This is a genomic window from Mycolicibacterium boenickei (assembly GCF_010731295.1).
Lineage (GTDB): Bacteria > Actinomycetota > Actinomycetes > Mycobacteriales > Mycobacteriaceae > Mycobacterium > Mycobacterium boenickei.
Genome location: NZ_AP022579.1, coordinates 1,371,397 through 1,390,602, shown reverse-complemented (window position 1 = coordinate 1,390,602; position 19,206 = coordinate 1,371,397). Strand labels below are relative to the sequence as shown.

Genomic DNA, 19,206 nt, shown 5'->3' with positions numbered 1-19,206 from the left:
GTTCTAGCCCAGCTTGAAGCTGGCCTGCTGGGCAGCGGACAGATCGGTGATCTCGCCCCACTTGGCGGCGATGTCGTCGACCGAGGGCACCTCGCTGAAGGTGATGCCGTCGTTCTGGAACAGCGCGGTGCGCTGCACCTTGCCGCCGCCGACGATGAACACCGAGTCGGTGTCGGGCAGTTCCTCGGTCATCAGGTAGGCCACGACCGGGGCGACGTACTCGGGGGTGAGCTTCTCGAACACCTCGGGCGGCAGGATGTCCTGGGTCATGCGGGTGGCCGCGATCGGGGCGACCGCGTTGGTCTTGATGTTGTACTTGGCGCCTTCCTGGGCCAGCGTGTTGATCAGACCGACCAGGCCGAGCTTGGCGGCACCGTAGTTGGCCTGACCGAAGTTGCCGAACAGGCCGCTGGTGGAGGTGGCGACGACGACGCGGCCGAAGCTCTGCTCGCGGAAGTGCGGCCAGGCGGCGCGGATGACGTTGTAGCCGCCGTAGAGGTGCACCTTGAGCACCGCATCCCACTGCTCGAAGGTCATCTTGTGGAAGGTGCCGTCGCGCAGGATGCCCGCGTTGGACACCACGCCGTCGACCTTGCCGAACTCGTCGATGGCGGTCTTGATGATGTTGGCGGCGCCCTCGGGCTCGGCGACGCTGTCGTAGTTGGCGACTGCGCGTCCGCCGGCGGCCTTGATCTCGTTGACCACCTCGTCGGCCATGTTGTGGCCGGCGCCGGTACCGTCGCGGGCGCCGCCCAGGTCGTTGACGACGACGCTGGCGCCCTCGCGGGCCAGCGTCAGGGCGTATTCACGGCCCAGACCTCCACCGGCTCCGGTGACGACGACAACGCGATCCTGCACTCCTGGCATGGGGATTCCTCCTCGATAACGGGCCGCGAAACGGCTCAGCTCCCCTCCTGTATACGGCGGCTGCCTCGGGGTCGGCGCACCGGGTCGGCGAGTGAGCACCATCACGGCTTCCGGGCGTTTAATTTGGAATCATTCCAGTATCGCTTTAGTTGAATCAATCAGGAAAGCGATACCGAAGAGGGATAGAAGAATGAAGAAGTTAGGTTTCACCGCCGTCGTCGCCAGCGCGCTGGCCGCTGCAGTCGTCGGCCTGGCCGGTCCGGCTTCGGCCGATGTGTCCCATCACGATTGGCTGAATCAGATCGGCCCGCACGTGACCGTGCCGCACGTCGACACCACTGTGCACCAGAGCCACTGAGGCCCCTGCCGCTGACAGGCAAGTTCGGATGCCCCGAAACGGGTGTGGTGACCACTGTCACCGCACCCGCGACCGTTTTATAGGACTAAACGCCAAGGTCAATCGGTTGATCTAGGGCGGAGTGTTTCACAAAAAGGATAGATATCAATGAAGAAGTTCGGAGTTCCCGCATTGCTCGTCAGCGGAGTGGCCACTGCCCTCGTGGGCCTGTCCGCGCCCGCATCGGCCGGGGTCGACCACCACCTCTGGGTGCACCAGATGCATCAGAAGGCGACTGTTCCCCAGGTCGATACCACCGTCAAGCACACCAACGTGAATCGCACCAACGCGATGTCGAACCGCTGACCGGCAGAGAAAAACGTAAGGGGCGCCCCGCAATCGGGGCGCCCCTTACGTTTATGTCAGAGCGGACTCAGAGCTTCTCGGCCGTGACAAACGTGGAGAACGCACGGGTGTCGTCATGGTCCAGCTCGACATAGCGCCCCAGCCGGCGCATCTCGTCGAGTGAGTGCACACCCTCGGACCGCCAACCGCGGGCGCCCAGCCACTCGGCGACATCGGCGCGGTCCGGGTCCTCGTAGATCAGGTCCTGGATGTTGAGTGCCTGCTCCATGTTGAACTGCGCCGCGAACCGTTCGAAGCGCTCACGCATCTCCTCCCGCCGCTCGCTCGCCGTCACCCCAGCTGTCTCGGCGGCGATCCGGCTACCCGGCGCCGACAGTTCCGTAACGAGCTCGAACAGTCGGTCCTGGGCGTCGGCAGGCAGGTACATCAGCAGGCCCTCGGCCAGCCACGCCGTCGGCTGCCCATCGTCAAAACCCGCTTCCCGCAACGCCTTGGGCCAATCCTGACGCAGATCGACGGCCACTTCGCGCCGCTGCGACGACGGCTGTGCACCGTGGGCGGCCAACGTCTCGGCCTTGTACTCCAGCACCTTGGGCTGGTCGATCTCGTACACCGTGGTCCCGGCCGGCCACTCCAACCGGTAGGCCCGGGAATCCAAGCCCGAGGCCAGGATGACGATCTGACGGATGCCCGCCTCCGCGGCCTTTGTGAAGTATGCGTCGAAGAAATGCGTGCGCACCGCCTGGTAGCTGCCCATGTGCTCGAAAATCTTGGCGGCCTCGCCGTCTACCTCGGCGATCTTGGCGGCGACATCCTGATCCAGCAGCGTCTCCCAGAAGCCCGTTCCGGCGCCGGCGACCAAGATCGCCGCGTACGGATCGCGGATCAACGGGTTCTCGCGCCCGGTCTCTCCGGCCCGGGCGGCGGCCACCATGACCGCGGTCGAGCCCACGCTGGTGGCGATGTCCCAGGTGTCGTCATGGCTGCGCAGTGAGCTCATCGGGATTCTCCATCCAATCGGGCGCGCAGCAGCACGCTGTCCAAGCCGAGTTCGGCCAGTTCGTCGACGTCGGCGGCCCGGCCCAACCGGGCCATCTCGTCGGTGCTGTCCACCGCGTCGACATCCCAGCCGTGGGCGGCCAGCCATTGGGCGGCATCGGCCCGCTCGTCGTCGGTGTACATGAGCGCGTCCGCATCGATGTCCAGGCCCAGCGAGGTCCGCATGTGCTCGCCCCGGGCGCGGCGCGCCGCGCGCTTCTCGGGCGTGTAGCGGGCCGGGTCCATGGCGAAATCCTCGACGGCCAGGCGGCTGCCGGGTGCGCTGTGGGCGCCGATGAGCTCGAACAGCCGATCCTGGGCGTCGGCGGGCAGATACGGCAGCAGGCCTTCGGCCAGCCACGCCGTGGGTTGGGCCGGGTCGAATCCGGCGTCGATCAAGGCGGCCGGCCAGTCCTCGCGCAAGTCGATCGGCACGGGCACGTGCTCCGCCCGGGCGACGGCCCCGTGCGCCTGCAACGTCTCGGTCTTGTACTCCAGCACCTTGGGCTGATCGATCTCGTACACCGTGGTGCCGGCCGGCCAGTCGAGCCGGAATGCCCGCGAGTCCAAGCCGGCGGCCAGGATGACGACTTGACGGATGCCGTCGTGCGTGACGTCGGTGAAGTAGTCGTCGAAGTAATGGGTGCGCACGGCCTGGTAGTTGCGGGCCATGACGTGGATGCGGTGGGCATCCGGGTTGTCACCGATCCAGTGCGGTTCGCTGCCGGCCAACTGCGCCCAGGCCGGACCGGCCGCTGCCACCAGCAGGAAGGCGAACTCGTCGCGGATCAGGGAATCGGGTTGTGCGGTCTCGGCGGCGCGGGCGGCAGCAACCGCGAGCGCGGTGGCCCCGACGCTCTCGGTGACGTCCCAACTGTCGCCCTCGGCCCGACCCGGCCGCACATCGCTCAGATCAGTCATTTGCCAAGCAATGCTACCGAAGAACTTAGCCAGGCTATACGGTGATGTGGGGCACCTCACGGTGCCGACGCGTCAGTCGCGCAGCTGCCAGAGCTTGTTCGCCATCAAGAGTTCGAACTTGTCCACGATGACGGCCACATCGTCACGATGCCCCACGTAACCGGCGTAAAAGCCCATCCCCCACATCACCGCGACCAGCATCTCCACGATCGCCGGGATGTCGGTGTCGGTGCTGAGCTCGCCGCGCTGGATGGCCTCGTCGACCGCCCACCTGACGAACTCCCGCGAGCTCCGCAGCGCGTCGTGCTCCTCGGAGATCAGTTCGGGATGTCGTTGCGCTTCAAGCACCGAAGTCACGAGGAATGCCGCCGCAGACCGGTCAGTCGATTCGGCATCCATCGCCGCGGCGAAGAACGCCGATATTCGGTTCAGCAGGGTCGTGGCTTCCCGCGCTTTGGCAATGCCTGCGGCGATCACCTTCGCATTGGTCTGCTCGACCACGTCGCGGTAAAGAACACGTTTGCTGCTGAAGTAATGATTGATTGCTGGGCGCGTGAGATCGGCGCGGATCGCGATCGCCTGGAATGTAGCTGCGTCGTAGCCAAGTTCGCTAAAAACTTCACGGGCAGCACGCACGATGCGTTCACGAGTCTCCGCCGCCTTTGCTGCAGGAGGCCGTCCCGGTCCTCGGCTCGCTGTGTGGGCCACACTCAAATTGTGCCACACGTCACCTGAGAGTCCCGATGCCGTCATGTTTGTGTGCGTTATATGCGGCTGACCAGCAAAGCCCCACCACGCCCAAAATTCAGTGACGACTAGCGTGGTGCCCCATGGCAGGGGGAGTTTCGCGGGAGGCCTACTTCGAAACCGGTCTGGACGTGTTGTCCGATCGCGGATACGGCGGGCTCAAACTCGCGGAGGTGTGCAACCGGCTGGGCGTGACAACCGGGTCGTTCTATCACTACTTCCCCAACTGGGCGTCCTACACACGGGAACTGATCGCACACTGGCGTGAGGCGCGCACCCTGCGGGTGGTCGAGGCGGTCCGCGCCGACCACGACCCACACCACCGCATCGAGACCCTGATCGGCGAGACCCTGGACCTGCCCTACGGCGCCGAGGCGGCGATCCGGGTGTGGAGCTCGCTCGACGCCGACGTCTACGAAGTGCAGGCCGTGGTCGATCAGCTGCGCTTCGACATCCTCTACGAGTCCGCCCTCGAGCTCATCGGCGACGAACGCAACGCCCGGTACTTCGCGGCCTGGGGCGTGTACCTCATCGTCGGTTTCGAACAGAGCACGCTGCCGCGCGACGTCGAGGCCCTGCAGTGGATCACCACCCAGATGCGCGACGCGCTGGAATCGGGCAGCTTCACTCCGCCCGCCGGAACGGACCAACCGGTCTAACATCGGCGATCATGCTGACCCCGGCCGAGATCTGGCGCCGGGCAGCTGAACGTCTGCGTGACACGTTGCGCGCCAGGGACCCCGAATACGACGCGCTGCGCCGCGCCCTGCGGGCCGCCATCGTCCTGCCGATCGCCGCTGCCGTCGGCTTCGCCGTGGGCGGCGACTCCCAGACCCCGCTGTTCGCGATCTTCGGCGCGGTGTCCCTGCTCATCACCGCGGATTTCCCCGGCAACCGACCGGCCCGAGCCGTCGCGTACGGCGGCCTGGCCGTCAACGGCGCCATATTGATCGTGCTGGGCACACTGCTGGCCCCGTACCCGTGGTGGAGCGTCGCGGCGATGTTCGTCGTCGGCGTTGTGGTGTCGTTCTCCGGGGTGCTCAGCGAGGTCGTCGCCGCCGGGCAGCGGGCCACCCTGCTGCTGTTCGTGCTGCCGCTGTGCACGCCCGTCGGCCCGATCCCCGACCGCCTCCTGGGCTGGCTGATCGCGCTCGTGATCTGCGTGCCTGCCGCGCTGTTCCTGTTCCGGCCCAAACACCACGACGAATTGCGCCGCTACTCGGCGCGGGTGTGCCGGCTACTCGCCGACCGGCTCGAAGGCCAGGCCTCGGCCCGCGACGTCACCCGTGCGATGAACAAGCTGTACGAGAGCTTCCTGGGCGCCGACTACCGGCCCGTCGCCCTCAGTGCAGGCAGCCGGGCCCTGGTGCGCGTCGTCGACGACCTCGGCTGGATCTGCGACCAGGTCACCGACGACACCGGGGAACTGCTCGGTGCGATGCGCGACCCCGCGGTGCGGGTACTGCGCGACAGCGCCGCGCTGCTGCGTATCCACGATCGGGCCGAACGGGCCGCGCGCGGAGCCGATCTCCGTGCGGCACTGGCCGAGCAGCGCACCGTGGCCCAGGGCAGTTATCGCGACGACATCACCCAGATCCTGGGTACCGCCGACGACACGGACGCCGTCGAACTCGGTCGCGGCCTGCTGGTCCGCCGCACCATCTCGGCCACCATCGCGGTCACCGGACGGGTGATCGGCAACGCCGCACTGGCGGACGCCCGCCCGGTGTGGGCCCGGGTGCTGGGCCGGCGGCTACCCGAGACCGGCGCCGCGGACTGGGTGATGCCGGAGGCCGTCGCGGTCGCGGCCATCGCCAAGGGCCTGGTGGCGACCCGGGCGGTGGTGTTGCGCAACAGCCTGCGCACCGGGCTGGGTTTGGCCGTGGCGGTGGCCGTCACACACGTGTTCCCGGTCCAGCACGGATTCTGGGTGGTGCTGGGCGCCATGTCGGTGTTGCGCAGTAGCGCGCTGACCACCGGGACTCGAGTGCTGCGGGCGGTGGCCGGCACCGCGATCGGATTCGTGCTGGGCGCGGTGCTCATCGAGTTCGTCGGGGTGGACCCCGTGGTGTTGTGGATTCTGTTGCCGCTCGTGGCATTCGGATCGGCGTATGTGCCCGAGGTCGGCTCGTTCATCGCCGGGCAGGCCGCGTTCACCATGATGGTGCTGATCAACTTCAACCTGATCGTGCCGACCGGCTGGCGGGTGGGACTGGTCCGGGTCGAGGACGTCGTGGTCGGCGCGGTGGTCGGGATCGTGGTGTCGCTACTGCTGTGGCCGCGGGGGGCGACGGCGTCGGTGTCGAAGGCCATCGATCAGGCCCGGCTGATGGGAGCGCAATTCCTCAAGTCGGCCGTACTGCGCGTCACCCGAGGCGCCTCCGAACAGGCCACCGACCGCGTCATCGCACTCAGCCACGACGCACTGTCGGCCTCCCGAACACTGGATGATGCTGTCCGCCAATATCTTTCGGAGAACGGCGGGCCCTCCGATCAACGCGCGCCGGTGGTACGCGCGGCCAACCGGGCCAACCGGGTGCGCGCCGCAGCCGAGCTGATCGCCGACGTCGTGCCCCCGCCGCTGGGCGTCTACCCCCGCACCCGCGAAGTGATCGAGGAACACGCCGCGGCCATCTGCTCGCGGCTCACCGGAGCCGACGCGGCAGCGGTGCTGGTGCCGATCGGCGAGAGCTTCGTGGTGTCGTTGCGCGCCGAAGCCGCCGGAACGGAGCTTGCCGTTTCGGCGGCCCTGCCGTTGGTGACGGCTGCAGCGCATCTCGGCGAGCTGGAGTTGTTGTACCCGCAGCCCGCCGAGTCGGTGGGTTAGGCCGGTCAGCTCAAGGGCCGGTGCGGCATCAGCGCATTCGGCGGGATCTGGCCGAACTTGCCCGCCTGGTAGTCCTCCAACGCCTGGATGAGCTCGGACTTCGAGTTCATCACGAACGGGCCGTAGTGGAAAACCGGTTCCCGGATCGGCTTGCCGCCCAGCAACAGAACCTCCATCGCGGGACGGTTCGAGTCCTGAGTTCCCTCGGCCGACACGGTGATCCGGTCGCCGGGGCCCAGCACTGCGAGCTGACCCTGATGGATCGGGTGGGCTACCGGACCGACGCTGCCGCGCCCGCTCAGTACGTACACCAGTGCGTTGAAGTCGCGGTTCCACGGCAGGTTGAGCTGCGCACCCGGTTCGATCGTGGCGTGCGCCATGGTGATCGGGGTGTGCGTCGCACCCGGGCCCTGCGCGCCGTCAATCTCGCCGGCGATGATCCGGACCAGAGCGCCACCGTCCTGGGAAGACAGCAGCTTGGCGTCGGGACCCTCGATGGCCTGGTAACGCGGCGTCGCGAACTTGTCCTTCTTGGGCAGGTTCACCCACAGCTGGATGCCGTGGAAGGTGCCGCCGCTCTCGACCAGTTCGGCCGGCGGGGTCTCGATGTGCAGAATGCCGGATCCGGCAGTCATCCACTGGGTGGCACCGTCGGTGATCAGGCCGCCGCCGCCGTGGGAATCCTGGTGGGCGAAGCGACCGTCGATCATGTAGGTGACGGTTTCGAACCCGCGGTGCGGGTGCCAATCGGTGCCCCGCGGCTCGCCGGGCTGGTACTCCACCTCACCCATCTGGTCCATGTGGACGAAGGGGTCGAGGTCTGCGGCGCTGACTCCACCGAATGCGCGAACGACGGGGAATCCCTCGCCTTCGTACCCACGCGGACCGGTCGTGATGGAGCGGACCGGGCGTTCGGTGTCCGACGCCTGAGCTGCCGCGATACGGGGCAGGGTCAAGGTGTCTGCGGTGATGGCTGGCATCTCCTACCTCCAATTTGTAGTCTGATGACAGCTATAACCGGACTACGGTCCGATTATTCCCCCAGGTGCTCGACGGTCAGGCGAGGGCCGCCTGCGCGGCCTCGCGCGCCTCGGCAGCCGACGCCGTATCCAGGACCGCCTCGGCAGCGGCGCGACACTGCTGCAGCGTCACCTGCGCGACCCGCGCGCCCACGGCAGCGATCGCCGCGGGCGCCATCGACAACGACGTCACCCCCAGGCCCACCAACACGGCGGCCAGCAGCGGATCGGCCGCGGCCTCGCCGCACACGCCCACCGGCTTGCCCGCCGCCGCTCCGGCCCGCGCCGCCAACCCCACCAGGGCGAGCACCGCGGGCTGCCACGGATCGGTCAGGGCGGCCAGGTCTGCCGACATCCGGTCGGCGGCCATCGTGTACTGCGCGAGATCGTTGGTGCCGATCGACAAAAAGTCGACGTGCTCCAGAATCTTGTCGGCCAACAGGGCCGCGGCGGGCACCTCGATCATCACCCCCGGGGTGAGCCCATGCGAGCGGGCCTTGGCGGCAAAGCTTTTCGCCTCGGCAGCGGTGGCGATCATGGGCGCCATCACCCACGGCTGGTTGCCCTTGGCCTTGGCCGCGGCCGCCACCGCCGCGAGCTGATGATCCAGCAGGCCGGGATTACCCTCGGCGATCCGGATGCCGCGCACGCCGAGGGCCGGGTTGGCCTCCTCGGGGTGACCCGCGAACTTCAGCGGCTTGTCCGAGCCCGCGTCGAGGGTGCGGACCACCACCTTCGACCCGGCGAAGGCCTCGAGCACCTCCCCGTAGATCGCGGCCTGCTCGTCCACGGTCGGCTCGGTGTCCCGGTTGAGGAAGCACAGCTCTGTCCGGAACAGCCCGACACCTTCGGCCGGGGTTTCCCGCGCCGTCCTGGCGGCCGCGCCGTCCTGCACGTTGGCCAGGATCGCGATGGTGTGACCGTCTGCCGTCGCCCCTGGCCCGGTCCACTGCCGGACTGCCAGGGCATCGCGTTGGGCGGCGGCGACGGCTGCCGCGGCGACCGAGGGGTCCGGGTCGGTGGTGACCGTGCCCGCGGTGCCGTCGAGCAGGACCATGGCACCGGCGAGGACGGAGCCGAGCCCGCTCACCGCGACCACGCAGGGAATACCGAGCTGGCGGGCGATGATCGCGGTGTGACTGGTCGGCCCGCCCAGCGTGGTGACCAACCCGACCACCAGCTGCGGGTCCAGGCCCGCGGTGTCGGCCGGCGCGAGATCTTCGGCGCACAGGATCGACGGGACGTCCGGCAGCGGCACACCGGGCTCCGGTAACCCCGACAGCTCGGCGATGACGCGGTCACGGATATCCCGCAGGTCGGTGACGCGTTCAGCCATCAGCCCGCCAAGCTGCGTGAACAACTCCACGAACTGGTCGACAGCCTCGGTGACGGCGCGAACCGCCGGGGCTCCGGCGGCGATCCGCTTGTCGGCGGCCCCCAGCCAGGCTCGGTCCTGGGCCAGTGTCGCCGTGGCGGCCAGAACTTCGGAGGCGGCGCCGGTCGCGTGGGCGGCTCGATCCCGAAGCCGGGTGGCGACTTCCGTCGCCGCCGCCCCGAACCGCGCCGCCTCGGCCGGCCGGTCCGCCTCGGCGATGAGGCCGGCAGGTACCTCGATCTCCGGCAACCTGCTGACCCGGATCACAGGTGCGTACTGCACTCCCGGAACCACCGGAACCCCACGCAGAACGGTGGGTGATGCAACCGACGATGTAGTGCCCATGTGAGACAGATTACAAGAATGCGTTGACAAGTCAACACAGCCAAGCGTAAAACAACAGATATCAACATTCGATCGGGCTCTAATCCACACAAACGGAGGCTCATGTACGCCGAGGAGCGCCAGCAGGCCATCGCCGCGCTGGTCATGAGCAGGGGCCGGGCCTCCGTCGCCGAGCTGGCGCAGACATACGACGTCACCACCGAGACCGTCCGCCGCGATCTGGCGGTGCTCGACAAGGCCGGCGTCGTGCGTCGCGTACACGGCGGCGCCGTACCGGCCCGGACGCTGCACCTCGTGGAAGCCGGCGTCGGCGAACGCGACACCACCCGTGCCGCGCAGAAAGACGCCATCGCCGCGGCCGCCGTCGACTTCTTCCCCCTCACCGGTGCCAGCGTCCTGCTCGACGCGGGGACGACCACCGCCCGCGTCGCCGCCCAGACCCCGACGGATCGAGACCTCACCGTGGTGACCAACTCCGTACCCATCGCCGGACTTCTCGCCACCATGCCGACCGTCACCCTGCAGTTGCTCGGCGGCCGGGTCCGCGGCCTCACCCAGGCCGCGGTCGGCGAGCAGGTGCTGCGCGTCCTCGAAACCCTGCGAGTGGACATCGCGTTCATCGGCACCAACGCCCTCAGCGTGCGACACGGACTCTCCACCCCGGACACCGAGGAAGCAGCCGTCAAGCGGGCCATGGTGCAAGCAGCGAATTACGTTGTGGTGGTCGCAGACTCATCGAAGGTCGGCGAAGAGGACTTCGTCAGCTTCGCCCCCATCGACAGCGTGGACACCCTGATCACCGACAGCGAGATCTCCGACGACGACCGCGCACTGCTCACCGGGCACGGCGTCGAGGTGGTGACCGCATGATCATCACCGTCACCCCGAACCCCAGCCTCGACCGCACCGTCACCTTGGCATCCCCGTTGACGCGCGGAGCGGTGCAACGCGTCGACTCCGTCACCGTCGAACCCGGCGGCAAGGGCATCAACGTCGCGCGTGCGCTCACCCTGGCCGACGTCGCCGCCGAGGCCGTGCTGCCCGCCGCCGACTCCGATCCCCTCCTGAGCGGGCTCCGCGCGCTTTCGGTTCCGTTCACCGGTGTGCCCATCGCGGGGCCCGTCCGCACCAACCTCGCCATCACCGAATCCGACGGCACCACAACCAAACTCAACGAACGCGGAGCTGTGGTGGACGCCGACGCACTGGAGGCGCTGACCCGCTGCGTGCTGGCCAAGGCGCAGGACGCGTCGTGGGTGGTGCTGTCCGGGTCGCTGCCGCCCGGATTGCCGCTCGACTGGTACGCGCAGGTGGTCTCGCTGCTGGCACCACTCGACTGCCGAGTGGCCGTCGATACCTCCGAGGCACCGTTGGCCGCCCTGGCCGCCGCGTTCGAAGTGGCCGCGCCCGACCTGATCAAGCCCAACGCCGAGGAGCTCGCCGACCTGGCCGGGGTGCCGGCTGCCGATCTGGAAGACGCTGCCGCCCAGGATGATATGGCGCCGGTGGTGGCCGCCTCCCGAGCTCTCGTAGCGCGGGGCGTCGGCGCCGTGCTGGCCACTCTCGGCGCTGCCGGCGCGGTGCTGGTCGATGAGTCAGGGGCCTGGCTCGCGACGCCGCCGCCGATCGTGCCCCGCAGCACCGTCGGCGCAGGTGACTCCTCCTTGGCCGGATACCTGCGCGCCGTCGTCGCCGGTGCCGACGCCCCACAGCGACTGCAGATGGCCGTCGCGTACGGCAGCGCCGCGGCGGCGCTGCCCGGATCCGCCCTGCCCGGCCCGGCCCAACTCGACCTCGACGCTGTCCGTACCCACTCCTTGAAGGTGCCGCTATGACTCAACCGATCATCACCCCCGGGCTGGTCCTGCTCGATGTCGACGCGGGCGGTGACAAGGAAGCCGTGATCACGCGTCTGGTCGGCGCACTCGCCGAGGCGGGTCGCACCAGCGACACCGACGGCCTGGTGGGCGCCGCGATGGCCCGCGAGGCCCAGTCCGCCACCGGACTTCCCGGCGGCATCGCGATTCCGCACTGCCGGTCGCCCTACGTCGATACGCCCACGATCGGCTTCGCCCGGCTGTCCCCGAAGGTCGACTTCGGCGCCCCCGACGGCCCGGCCGATCTGGTATTCCTCATCGCCGCACCGGAATCCGGTGGGGCCGAACATATGAAGCTGCTGTCCAGCCTGGCCCGGGCGCTGGTCCGCAAGGACTTCGTGGCATCGCTCCGGGACGCCGGTAGCGACTCCGAGGTGGTGACGCTCGTCGACGGTGTGGTGAACCCCGCGCCTGCCGCTCCTGCTCCGGCTCCTACGGTAGCTGATGAGCCTGCCGCTGAACCGGCTGCTGAGCCGGTGTCGATCGTCGCGATCACGGCCTGCCCCACCGGCATCGCCCATACCTACATGGCGGCCGACGCACTCAAGCAGGCCGCCGAGACCGCTGGCGTGGCATTGACCGTCGAGACCCAAGGCTCGTCCGGCAGCACTCCGCTGTCAGCGGCCACCATTGCCGCGGCAGATGCCGTCATCTTCGCCACCGACGTCGGCGTCAAGGACAAGCAACGCTTCGCCGGCAAGCCCGTCGTCGCCTCGGGCGTCAAACGGGCCATCAACGAGCCCGACACCATGATCTCCGAAGCCGTCAGTGCGGCAAGCGATCCCAATGCCCCGCGAGTGACCGGCTCAGCCGAGACGACCGCTGCGTCAGCTCCATCGGGCGACGTCGGCTGGGGCACGCGGATTCGGCAGATCCTGCTCACCGGTGTGAGCTACATGATCCCGTTCGTGGCGGCCGGCGGCCTGCTCATCGCGCTGGGCTTCCTGTTCGCCGGCTACGACATCGGCAATACCCCCGACGGCGCGCAACCACTGTCCTACGGCATGAACTCGCTGGGCCACCACATCGCCGTCACCAACACGCTGACCGACCTTCCGCCCGGTGGGCTGACGCAGTACCTCGGAGCGGTGCTGTTCACGCTCGGCGGGCTGGCCTTCATGTTCCTGGTGCCCGCCCTCGCCGGCTACATATCCTTTGCGATCGCCGACCGGCCGGGTATCGCACCGGGTTTCACCGCCGGAGCCGTCGCCGTCTTCGTGGGCGGCGGGTTCATCGGCGGTATCGTCGGCGGCCTGATCGCCGGGTTCGCCGCACAGTGGATCAGTTCTTTCAAGGTGCCGCAGTGGTTCCGGGGGCTGATGCCGGTGGTGGTGATCCCCCTCGGCGCCTCGCTGATCGTCGGCCTGCTGATGTTCCTGCTGCTCGGGCGTCCGCTGGCCGCGCTGACCACCGGCCTGACCAACTGGCTCAGCGGCATGACCGGAACCTCCGTCGTGGTGCTCGGCGTGATCCTCGGGTTGATGATGTGCTTCGACCTCGGCGGTCCGGTCAACAAGGCGGCGTACGCATTTGCCACCGCAGGACTCAACGTCGCCGACCCCGCCACCCTGCGGATCATGGCCGCCGTGATGGCCGCCGGGATGGTGCCACCGCTTGCCATGGCGCTGGCGTCGACACTGCGGCCGGGGCTGTTCACCGAACCGGAGCGTGAGAACGGCCGCGCGGCATGGCTTCTCGGGGCGTCCTTCATCTCCGAAGGTGCCATCCCGTTCGCCGCCGCGGACCCGCTGCGGGTGATCCCGTCGATGATGCTCGGCGGCGCTGTGACCGGCGGCATGGTCATGGCGTTCGATGTCACGCTGAAAGCACCGCACGGCGGCATCTTCGTGTTCTTCGCGATCGGCAACCTGCTGTGGTTCCTGGTCGCCCTGGCGGCCGGCACCGTCGTCGCCGCCCTGGCCGTCATCACAGCCAAGCAGTTCGCCAAACCAGCTGTCACCACGCCGGAGACGCCGGCGCTGGCCACCACCTAGTCACAACCCAAAGGAGAAACGATGCCCAGCAAGACTGTCACCGTCGGTTCCGCCATCGGCCTGCACGCCCGCCCCGCCGCGATCATCGCCGAGGCCGTGGTCAACGCCGGTGTCCCGGTCACCCTGTCCATGGATGGCGGCGAGCCCGTCGACGCCGGGTCGGCCCTGATGATCATGACGCTGGGGGCCGGCAACGGAGCCCAGGTAACCGTGGAATCCGACGACGCCGACGCGTTGGCCACTGTGGCGGGGTTGGTGGAGCAGGATCTGGACGCGTAGGAGTCGTGGGCAGTCTGCCCGTCAGCACTCCCCTGCTTGCCGCGTGCAACACTCACCGCGGGCACAAAGCGTTATCAGCCTCACCTGGGCACCCTTATGATTGCCTGCGTGCAAATAGCCGGACGGCTTGACGTGAGACGATGCGTTTCTGAACAGGCCGGATATTGTTTGCTGAAAGTGCATCAGCACACTGCAAACGTGTCCGATGTCATTGGGGGAGTGTGAAGCGTGCAGCGCTTAGCCGTGATGCTGCTGGCAGTTTTGTTGGCGTTATTCAGTGCGCCTCCGGCGTTCGCGATCGATCCACCTGCGATCGACGCCGCCGCCGTTCCACCTGATGAAACCGGCCCCGACCAGCCGATGGAGCAGCGCAAGATCTGCGCGGCACCCACGGTCATGCCGAACTCGAACTTCGCCGACAAGCCGTGGGCGGCCGACTACCTGAAGCTGGCCGAGGCGCAGAAGTTCGCAACCGGCGCCGGCGTAACTGTCGCGGTGATCGACACCGGGGTCAACGGTTCGCCTAGGGTTCCGGCCGAACCAGGCGGTGACTTCGTCGACGCCGGAGGCAACGGGATGTCCGACTGTGACGCCCACGGGACCCTGACCGCGTCGATCATCGCCGGCCGCCCATCCCCCACTGACGGATTCGTCGGTGTAGCGCCCGATGCACGACTGATTTCGCTGCGTCAGACGTCAGTGGCATTCCAGCCCAAGGGTTCGCGCCAGGATCCCAACGACCCGAACTCCACCCAGACCGCCGGCTCGATCCGCAGCCTGGCCCGGTCTGTGGTCCACGCGGCCAACCTCGGTGCGCAGGTGATCAACATCAGCGAGGCCGCCTGCTACAAGGTGACCCGCCGGATCGACGAGGCCAGCCTGGGCGCGGCCATCAACTACGCGGTGAACGTCAAGGGTGCGGTGATCATCGTCGCTGCCGGCAACACCGGCCAGGACTGCACCCAGAACCCGGCCCCGGATCCGTCGATCCCCGCCGATGCGCGCGGCTGGAAGGGCGTGCAGACCATCGTCAGCCCGGCCTGGTACGACCCGCTGGTCCTCACCGTCGGCAGCGTCGGCCAGAACGGCCAGCCGAGCAACTTCTCGATGTCGGGTCCTTGGTTGGGCGCGGCCGCTCCCGGCGAGAACCTGACCGCGCTGGGCTACGAGGGCCAGCCGATCAATGCCACGCCAGGCGAGGACGGCCCGGTGCCGCTCAACGGCACGTCGTTCTCGGCGGCCTTCGTCTCCGGCCTGGCCGCGCTCGTCAGGCAGCGGTACCCGGATCTGACCCCGGCTCAGGTCATCAACCGGATCACTTCCACCGCACGGCATCCCGGCGGCGGCGTCGACAACTATGTCGGTGCCGGCGTGGTCGATCCCGTGGCCGCACTCACGTGGGAGGTCCCCGAGGGCCCGGCCAAGGCGCCCTTCCGGGTCAAGGAAGTTCCGCCGCCGGTGTACATCCCGCCGCCAGACCGCGGCCCGATCACCGGCGTGGTGGTCGCCGGAGCGGCGCTGGCGCTGATCCTCGGGATCGCGGCGATGACCCGACGCGCGTTGCGGCGGCGCCAGTGAACTTCCTGCGCCGGAATTTCGGCTTCCGCTTCACCACGGGGCACGCCATCTGGGCGGCCACGCTGATCCCGGCGTGCATCGCGGTGTGCATGCACTTCAAGCTGCTGTGGCTGGGCATCACGCTGTCGGCGCTGATCGCGCTCTTCTCGGTACTCACCATTCGCGGCTACCGGCTGACCGGCTGGGTCCGGGCGGTCTTCTCCTGGCGGCGGCGCCACCGCAGCACCCCCGATGTGCCGTCGGAGCCCGCGGTCGGCGCCACGGTCATGCCGGGAGACCACGTCGCCGTACGTTGGCAGGGTGACTACCTGGTTGCGGTGATCGAGTTGATGCCAAGGCCTTTCACCCCCACCGTGATCGTCAACGGCGACGCTGTCTCCGATGACACCGTCAGCACCAAGCTGGTCGAGAAGCTGCTGCGGGCACACTGCCCCGATCTCGAGGCCGATGTGGTGTCCGCCGGCTATCGCGTCGGCAAGACCGCTCCGGCCAGCCTGGTGGCGCTCTACGAACAGGTGGTGGGCCCGTACCCGGCGCCGGCAAACCGGCGCACCTGGATCGTGCTGCGCGCCGATCCGGAGAAGACCCGACGCTCGGCCCAGCGCCGCGACAGCGGGGTGTCCGGGCTGGCCCGGTACCTGGTGGCATCGGCCACCCGCATCGCGGATCAGTTGGCCAGCAACGGAATCGACGCGCGGTGCTCACGCAGTTTCGACGATTACGACAAGGCGACCGAGATCAGTTTCGAGAAGGAAACCTGGTCGGTCATCAAGGGCCGCAGTACCTTCACCGCGGCCTACAACGCGCCCGGCGGTCCGGACGTCTGGTGGTCGGCGCGTGCCGATCACACCACGACGTGCGTGCGGATCCGTCCCGGTGCAGCGCCGACGTCGACGGTGTTGTTGACGACGCTGTCGAATCCGACGACACCGCGCGGGTTTTCCTGCCTGTACGGCGGGCAGCGCGCCGCTCTGCAGGGTCTCACGCCCGTCACCGACAAGCACTACGACCTGCCGATCGGCTCGGCCGGGGTGCTGGTCGGTGAGACATCGGACCGCTACCCGGTGTACATGCCGTTCGACAACGTCGACGTCAGCATCAACCTCGGCGACGCCCGGTTGTTCACCCAGTTCGTCATCCGCTCGGCGGCCTCCGGTGCGGTGGTGACGCTCAGCCCGCAGTTCCGCGAGTTCGCGACGATGATCAACGGGCGCGTCGGGCGAGTCCCACGCGTCGCGTGGCCGAACGCCACGACCTACCTGGGCCCGCATCAGGGCGTTGGCCGAGTGATCCTGCGACCCAACTTCATTGACACACCACGGCACCGTCAGCTGCCGATCACGTTGATCAATCCGCGTGAAGAGAGCCGCTACCAGATGGCGCTTGAGCAGTGACATCAAGCTTCCTGGGAGAGGGGTCCCAGAAGGGTCGGGAGGAACGATGACAGACGAGATGCATCCGCAGGTTGCTGCGGTCTTGCGCCAAGCCCAACAGCTGCAGTCGCTGATGGACGATCAGTTGCACAAGATGAACAGTGAAACGTTCACGGCCGCAGATGAAGCCAGGAGCGTTGAGGTCACGCTCAACGGGCATCACCATCTGATCGACGTGTACATCAAGGACGGGCTGCTGCGACTGGGCGCCCAGGCTGTCGAGCAGCGGCTGAACGAAGCGATCCAGAAGGCAACGGCCGCTGCGACGGCATCCATCGAAGCCGACCGCGAACGACTCGATGCGATGGTTGCGGAATTGACCGCGGACGACCAACAGCCCGGCTGAGGTCGCCCGGCATCTTGGTTCAGCCCGTCTCGCCGTGGCGAGGCGGGCTGATTTGTGTGGATCCGAGTCTTGTGGAAATCGACTAGTGCACAACGAAACTCGCCGACGAAACATTGCGTGTCGTCGGCGAGCCGCTGTCTACTGACGTTTGACTACTTGCCGTCCTTGGCATCCTTGCGCGCACGGCGACCGATGACCGCCTCGGTGTAGGCGCGGTCCTCGACGTAAAGGTCCTCGTCCTCCGAGAGGTTCGGGTTGCGGCGCTTCTCCTTGCCCTGGCCCTGACCGTGGCCGCCGCCCATACCACCCATACCGCCGCCCATACCGCCGGCACCGGCTCCGCCGGGTGCACCTGCGGGCGCACCGCCGCCACGGGCAGCCGCAGGTGAAGCCGCCACCGAGTCCGCTCCGACAGCGGGGCCAAGCGGACCGGCGGGCATACCGCCGCCACCGCCACCCATGCCACCGCCACCCCCGCCGGCGCTGGCCGGCTTGAGGCTGGGCTCGCCGAGACCAGGCACCTCCGGCATGCCTTCGGTTCCCTTGGGCAGACCACCGCTCGGCATACCGCCTGAGGGGGCGCCGCCACCGGACGGGGCGCCGCCGCTTGGAGCGCCGCCACCGCTGGGAGAACCGCCCGACCCCTGTCCGGCGGATGGATCAGCGCTGGCGGGCGACATCGACGGCGTATCCACCGACGGTATCTCCGGAATCTCGGGGGTAGTGCCGCTTGGCGGCGGACTGGTACCTGGTGGGTTAGTACCTGGTGGATTGACACCTGGTGGTTGATTGCCGGGATTTGTCGACGGCAACCCGCGGATTGACGGCGGCATGCCGGGCCTAATTTCCTTGAAAGCGACGCGATCTGCATATTTCTTCAGCGCCGCCTCCGACCGCTCCTGAAAATACTTATTCAGCGCGCCTTTGCCCAGGCTTGCAACCGGTGAGAGGTCGACGATGATACTAACGAGGCCGCCCGGATCCATTTTCTCGTAGGTTGCGACATCATCCAGTGTGGGGTGCTCACTGACAAGATCCCTGTGCGCGGAGATGAAATTTTCCGCTTGTTGGACCATCCGCCCGCACTCCGGGATCATGTCGTGCCACCAGCTACGCAGGAGGTTCATCGCGTTCGTATACGCATCGGCTGCGGTGCCGTCACCGTTCGGCGCATTGAAATCGTTCACGTGATGGGTGCCGAGCCAGCTGTGGCAGCGGGCCCACGCGCTACTAAAGTCCTTAAGCGACGACGTACCGTCGCCGTTGTGGATCTTTTTCGCAGTCTCTCGCCAATTAGCGAAGCCGCCCGTTTCTGCTGAGGCAGGGTAAGGGACATTCACGGTGGCCGGTGCGGGGTCCATTACCCCGCTTGGCACCACCGTCTCGACCTTGTTCGAAGGCCGGGCGCCGTCGCTATGCATCTGCTTGTCGAACTCTTCCTTCGACTGGCTGACAACCTTGTCGAAAGCATCGGCACCGGCACGTAGGGCTGACGCCATACGCCCCGCTTCGGTGTCAGCAGCCGCGAAAGTCAATTCCAATCTGCTGGAAGACGCCTTGAGTTGGTTTAACGCGGCGGCCGTGATTTCCAACGAGTCCGGTGCCCCCGGTTCGGATATTGGTGATGCTGACGCCGGATTCGCCGTAATTTTCTCGGCCGTCTGTTTCATGTCGTCGGACGACCACCCGACCACCCCTCCTGCCACTGCTATTCATCCTCCCTATGTCGATGCCGCCGACATACGATCGCGGGCACCAGTGACGAAACCAAGATTTCGGCCGAGCGGCACCGCCGTCCGGGCGACCCGCAGCATCCATTTCTGGCGATAATCATATGGGCAGACGGCCATGACGACG

18 protein-coding genes are annotated in these 19,206 nt (G+C 67.7%); 11 read left to right on the top strand and 7 right to left on the bottom strand.

Translation table 11 applies throughout. The features are described 5' to 3' along the window. Positions 1-3 precede the first annotated feature (3 nt). Entirely contained in the window at positions 4-867 is an 864-nt protein-coding gene (locus G6N57_RS06470) for an SDR family oxidoreductase (protein ID WP_065509720.1), read from the bottom strand. 190 nt (positions 868-1,057) lie between these two features. Between G6N57_RS06470 and G6N57_RS31635 the strand changes: the two genes are divergently transcribed. Beyond that, on the top strand, positions 1,058-1,225 hold the full coding sequence (locus G6N57_RS31635) for a hypothetical protein (protein ID WP_097926318.1): 168 nt from the start codon (positions 1,058-1,060) through the stop codon (positions 1,223-1,225). A gap of 147 nt (positions 1,226-1,372) precedes the next feature. Continuing rightward, positions 1,373-1,570, top strand: coding sequence for a hypothetical protein (locus G6N57_RS06465; RefSeq protein WP_036443800.1), 198 nt, complete (start codon positions 1,373-1,375; stop codon positions 1,568-1,570). Positions 1,571-1,637: 67 nt separating this feature from the next. On the opposite strand, the gene G6N57_RS06460 is transcribed toward G6N57_RS06465, so the two are convergent. The 3 genes from G6N57_RS06460 to G6N57_RS06450 all read right to left on the bottom strand — a co-directional run bounded on the left by G6N57_RS06460 (position 1,638) and on the right by G6N57_RS06450 (position 4,237). Beyond that, positions 1,638-2,570, bottom strand: a complete 933-nt coding sequence (locus G6N57_RS06460; protein WP_077739762.1) for a class I SAM-dependent methyltransferase — start codon at positions 2,568-2,570, stop codon at positions 1,638-1,640. Then, positions 2,567-3,529, bottom strand: coding sequence for an SAM-dependent methyltransferase (locus G6N57_RS06455; RefSeq protein WP_077739761.1), 963 nt, complete (start codon positions 3,527-3,529; stop codon positions 2,567-2,569). Before G6N57_RS06455 ends, G6N57_RS06460 begins: the two co-directional genes overlap by 4 nt. Positions 3,530-3,601: 72 nt before the next feature. Then, on the bottom strand, positions 3,602-4,237 hold the full coding sequence (locus tag G6N57_RS06450) for a TetR/AcrR family transcriptional regulator (protein ID WP_077741797.1): 636 nt from the start codon (positions 4,235-4,237) through the stop codon (positions 3,602-3,604). Positions 4,238-4,359: 122 nt separating this feature from the next. On the opposite strand from G6N57_RS06450, the gene G6N57_RS06445 reads away from it, so the two are divergent. Further along, positions 4,360-4,935, top strand: a complete 576-nt coding sequence (locus G6N57_RS06445) for a TetR/AcrR family transcriptional regulator (protein WP_077739760.1) — start codon at positions 4,360-4,362, stop codon at positions 4,933-4,935. 11 nt (positions 4,936-4,946) lie between these two features. Next, a complete protein-coding gene (locus G6N57_RS06440) occupies positions 4,947-7,103 on the top strand; it encodes an FUSC family protein (RefSeq protein ID WP_165777794.1) in 2,157 nt (718 codons plus the stop codon). Positions 7,104-7,108: 5 nt separating this feature from the next. On the opposite strand, the gene G6N57_RS06435 is transcribed toward G6N57_RS06440, so the two are convergent. Both G6N57_RS06435 and ptsP read right to left on the bottom strand, forming a co-directional pair. Next, positions 7,109-8,083, bottom strand: a complete 975-nt coding sequence (locus G6N57_RS06435; RefSeq protein ID WP_077739759.1) for a pirin family protein — start codon at positions 8,081-8,083, stop codon at positions 7,109-7,111. Positions 8,084-8,159: 76 nt separating this feature from the next. Next, positions 8,160-9,842: a phosphoenolpyruvate--protein phosphotransferase gene (gene ptsP / locus G6N57_RS06430; RefSeq protein WP_163646614.1), complete on the bottom strand. Its 1,683-nt coding sequence runs from the start codon at positions 9,840-9,842 to the stop codon at positions 8,160-8,162. A 102-nt stretch (positions 9,843-9,944) separates the two neighbouring features. On the opposite strand from ptsP, the gene G6N57_RS06425 reads away from it, so the two are divergent. The 7 genes from G6N57_RS06425 to G6N57_RS06395 all read left to right on the top strand — a co-directional run bounded on the left by G6N57_RS06425 (position 9,945) and on the right by G6N57_RS06395 (position 17,349). After that, positions 9,945-10,712: a DeoR/GlpR family DNA-binding transcription regulator gene (locus G6N57_RS06425; RefSeq protein WP_077739758.1), complete on the top strand. Its 768-nt coding sequence runs from the start codon at positions 9,945-9,947 to the stop codon at positions 10,710-10,712. Next, positions 10,709-11,677 (top strand): 1-phosphofructokinase family hexose kinase, encoded by a 969-nt coding sequence (locus G6N57_RS06420; RefSeq protein WP_077739757.1) that lies wholly within the window; start codon positions 10,709-10,711, stop codon positions 11,675-11,677. The genes G6N57_RS06425 and G6N57_RS06420 overlap by 4 nt, the downstream gene beginning before the upstream one ends. Beyond that, positions 11,674-13,713 (top strand): PTS fructose transporter subunit IIABC, encoded by a 2,040-nt coding sequence (locus G6N57_RS06415; protein WP_077739756.1) that lies wholly within the window; start codon positions 11,674-11,676, stop codon positions 13,711-13,713. Before G6N57_RS06420 ends, G6N57_RS06415 begins: the two co-directional genes overlap by 4 nt. Before the next feature lie 21 nt (positions 13,714-13,734). Beyond that, the gene (locus tag G6N57_RS06410) at positions 13,735-13,992 is read left to right on the top strand and encodes an HPr family phosphocarrier protein (protein ID WP_029110534.1); all 258 of its coding nucleotides are present in this window, start codon (positions 13,735-13,737) and stop codon (positions 13,990-13,992) included. A gap of 228 nt (positions 13,993-14,220) precedes the next feature. After that, a complete protein-coding gene (gene mycP, locus G6N57_RS06405; protein WP_077739754.1) occupies positions 14,221-15,570 on the top strand; it encodes a type VII secretion-associated serine protease mycosin in 1,350 nt (449 codons plus the stop codon). Then, entirely contained in the window at positions 15,567-16,964 is a 1,398-nt protein-coding gene (gene eccE / locus G6N57_RS06400) for a type VII secretion protein EccE (RefSeq protein ID WP_077739753.1), read from the top strand. The genes mycP and eccE overlap by 4 nt, the downstream gene beginning before the upstream one ends. 46 nt (positions 16,965-17,010) lie before the next feature. Continuing rightward, the gene (locus G6N57_RS06395) at positions 17,011-17,349 is read left to right on the top strand and encodes a YbaB/EbfC family nucleoid-associated protein (protein ID WP_077739752.1); all 339 of its coding nucleotides are present in this window, start codon (positions 17,011-17,013) and stop codon (positions 17,347-17,349) included. Positions 17,350-17,501: 152 nt separating this feature from the next. Here G6N57_RS06395 and G6N57_RS06390 read toward each other — a convergent pair whose 3' ends face one another. After that, positions 17,502-19,019 (bottom strand): PPE domain-containing protein, encoded by a 1,518-nt coding sequence (locus G6N57_RS06390; protein WP_133118370.1) that lies wholly within the window; start codon positions 19,017-19,019, stop codon positions 17,502-17,504. Between the last annotated feature and the right edge of the window lie 187 nt (positions 19,020-19,206).

Bases quoted from the DNA above. Each gene is read 5' to 3' on its own strand.
- ptsP (WP_163646614.1), bottom strand. From the start codon at position 9,842: ATGGGCACTACATCGTCGGTTGCATCACCCACCGTTCTGCGTGGGGTT.
- G6N57_RS06415 (WP_077739756.1), top strand. From the start codon at position 11,674: ATGACTCAACCGATCATCACCCCCGGGCTGGTCCTGCTCGATGTCGAC.
- G6N57_RS06460 (WP_077739762.1), bottom strand. From the start codon at position 2,570: ATGAGCTCACTGCGCAGCCATGACGACACCTGGGACATCGCCACCAGC.
- G6N57_RS06465 (WP_036443800.1), top strand. From the start codon at position 1,373: ATGAAGAAGTTCGGAGTTCCCGCATTGCTCGTCAGCGGAGTGGCCACT.
- G6N57_RS06395 (WP_077739752.1), top strand. From the start codon at position 17,011: ATGACAGACGAGATGCATCCGCAGGTTGCTGCGGTCTTGCGCCAAGCC.
- G6N57_RS06455 (WP_077739761.1), bottom strand. From the start codon at position 3,529: ATGACTGATCTGAGCGATGTGCGGCCGGGTCGGGCCGAGGGCGACAGT.
- G6N57_RS06435 (WP_077739759.1), bottom strand. From the start codon at position 8,083: ATGCCAGCCATCACCGCAGACACCTTGACCCTGCCCCGTATCGCGGCA.
- G6N57_RS31635 (WP_097926318.1), top strand. From the start codon at position 1,058: ATGAAGAAGTTAGGTTTCACCGCCGTCGTCGCCAGCGCGCTGGCCGCT.
- G6N57_RS06420 (WP_077739757.1), top strand. From the start codon at position 10,709: ATGATCATCACCGTCACCCCGAACCCCAGCCTCGACCGCACCGTCACC.
- G6N57_RS06440 (WP_165777794.1), top strand. From the start codon at position 4,947: ATGCTGACCCCGGCCGAGATCTGGCGCCGGGCAGCTGAACGTCTGCGT.
- G6N57_RS06390 (WP_133118370.1), bottom strand. From the start codon at position 19,019: ATGAAACAGACGGCCGAGAAAATTACGGCGAATCCGGCGTCAGCATCA.
- G6N57_RS06470 (WP_065509720.1), bottom strand. From the start codon at position 867: ATGCCAGGAGTGCAGGATCGCGTTGTCGTCGTCACCGGAGCCGGTGGA.
- G6N57_RS06425 (WP_077739758.1), top strand. From the start codon at position 9,945: ATGTACGCCGAGGAGCGCCAGCAGGCCATCGCCGCGCTGGTCATGAGC.
- G6N57_RS06445 (WP_077739760.1), top strand. From the start codon at position 4,360: ATGGCAGGGGGAGTTTCGCGGGAGGCCTACTTCGAAACCGGTCTGGAC.
- G6N57_RS06410 (WP_029110534.1), top strand. From the start codon at position 13,735: ATGCCCAGCAAGACTGTCACCGTCGGTTCCGCCATCGGCCTGCACGCC.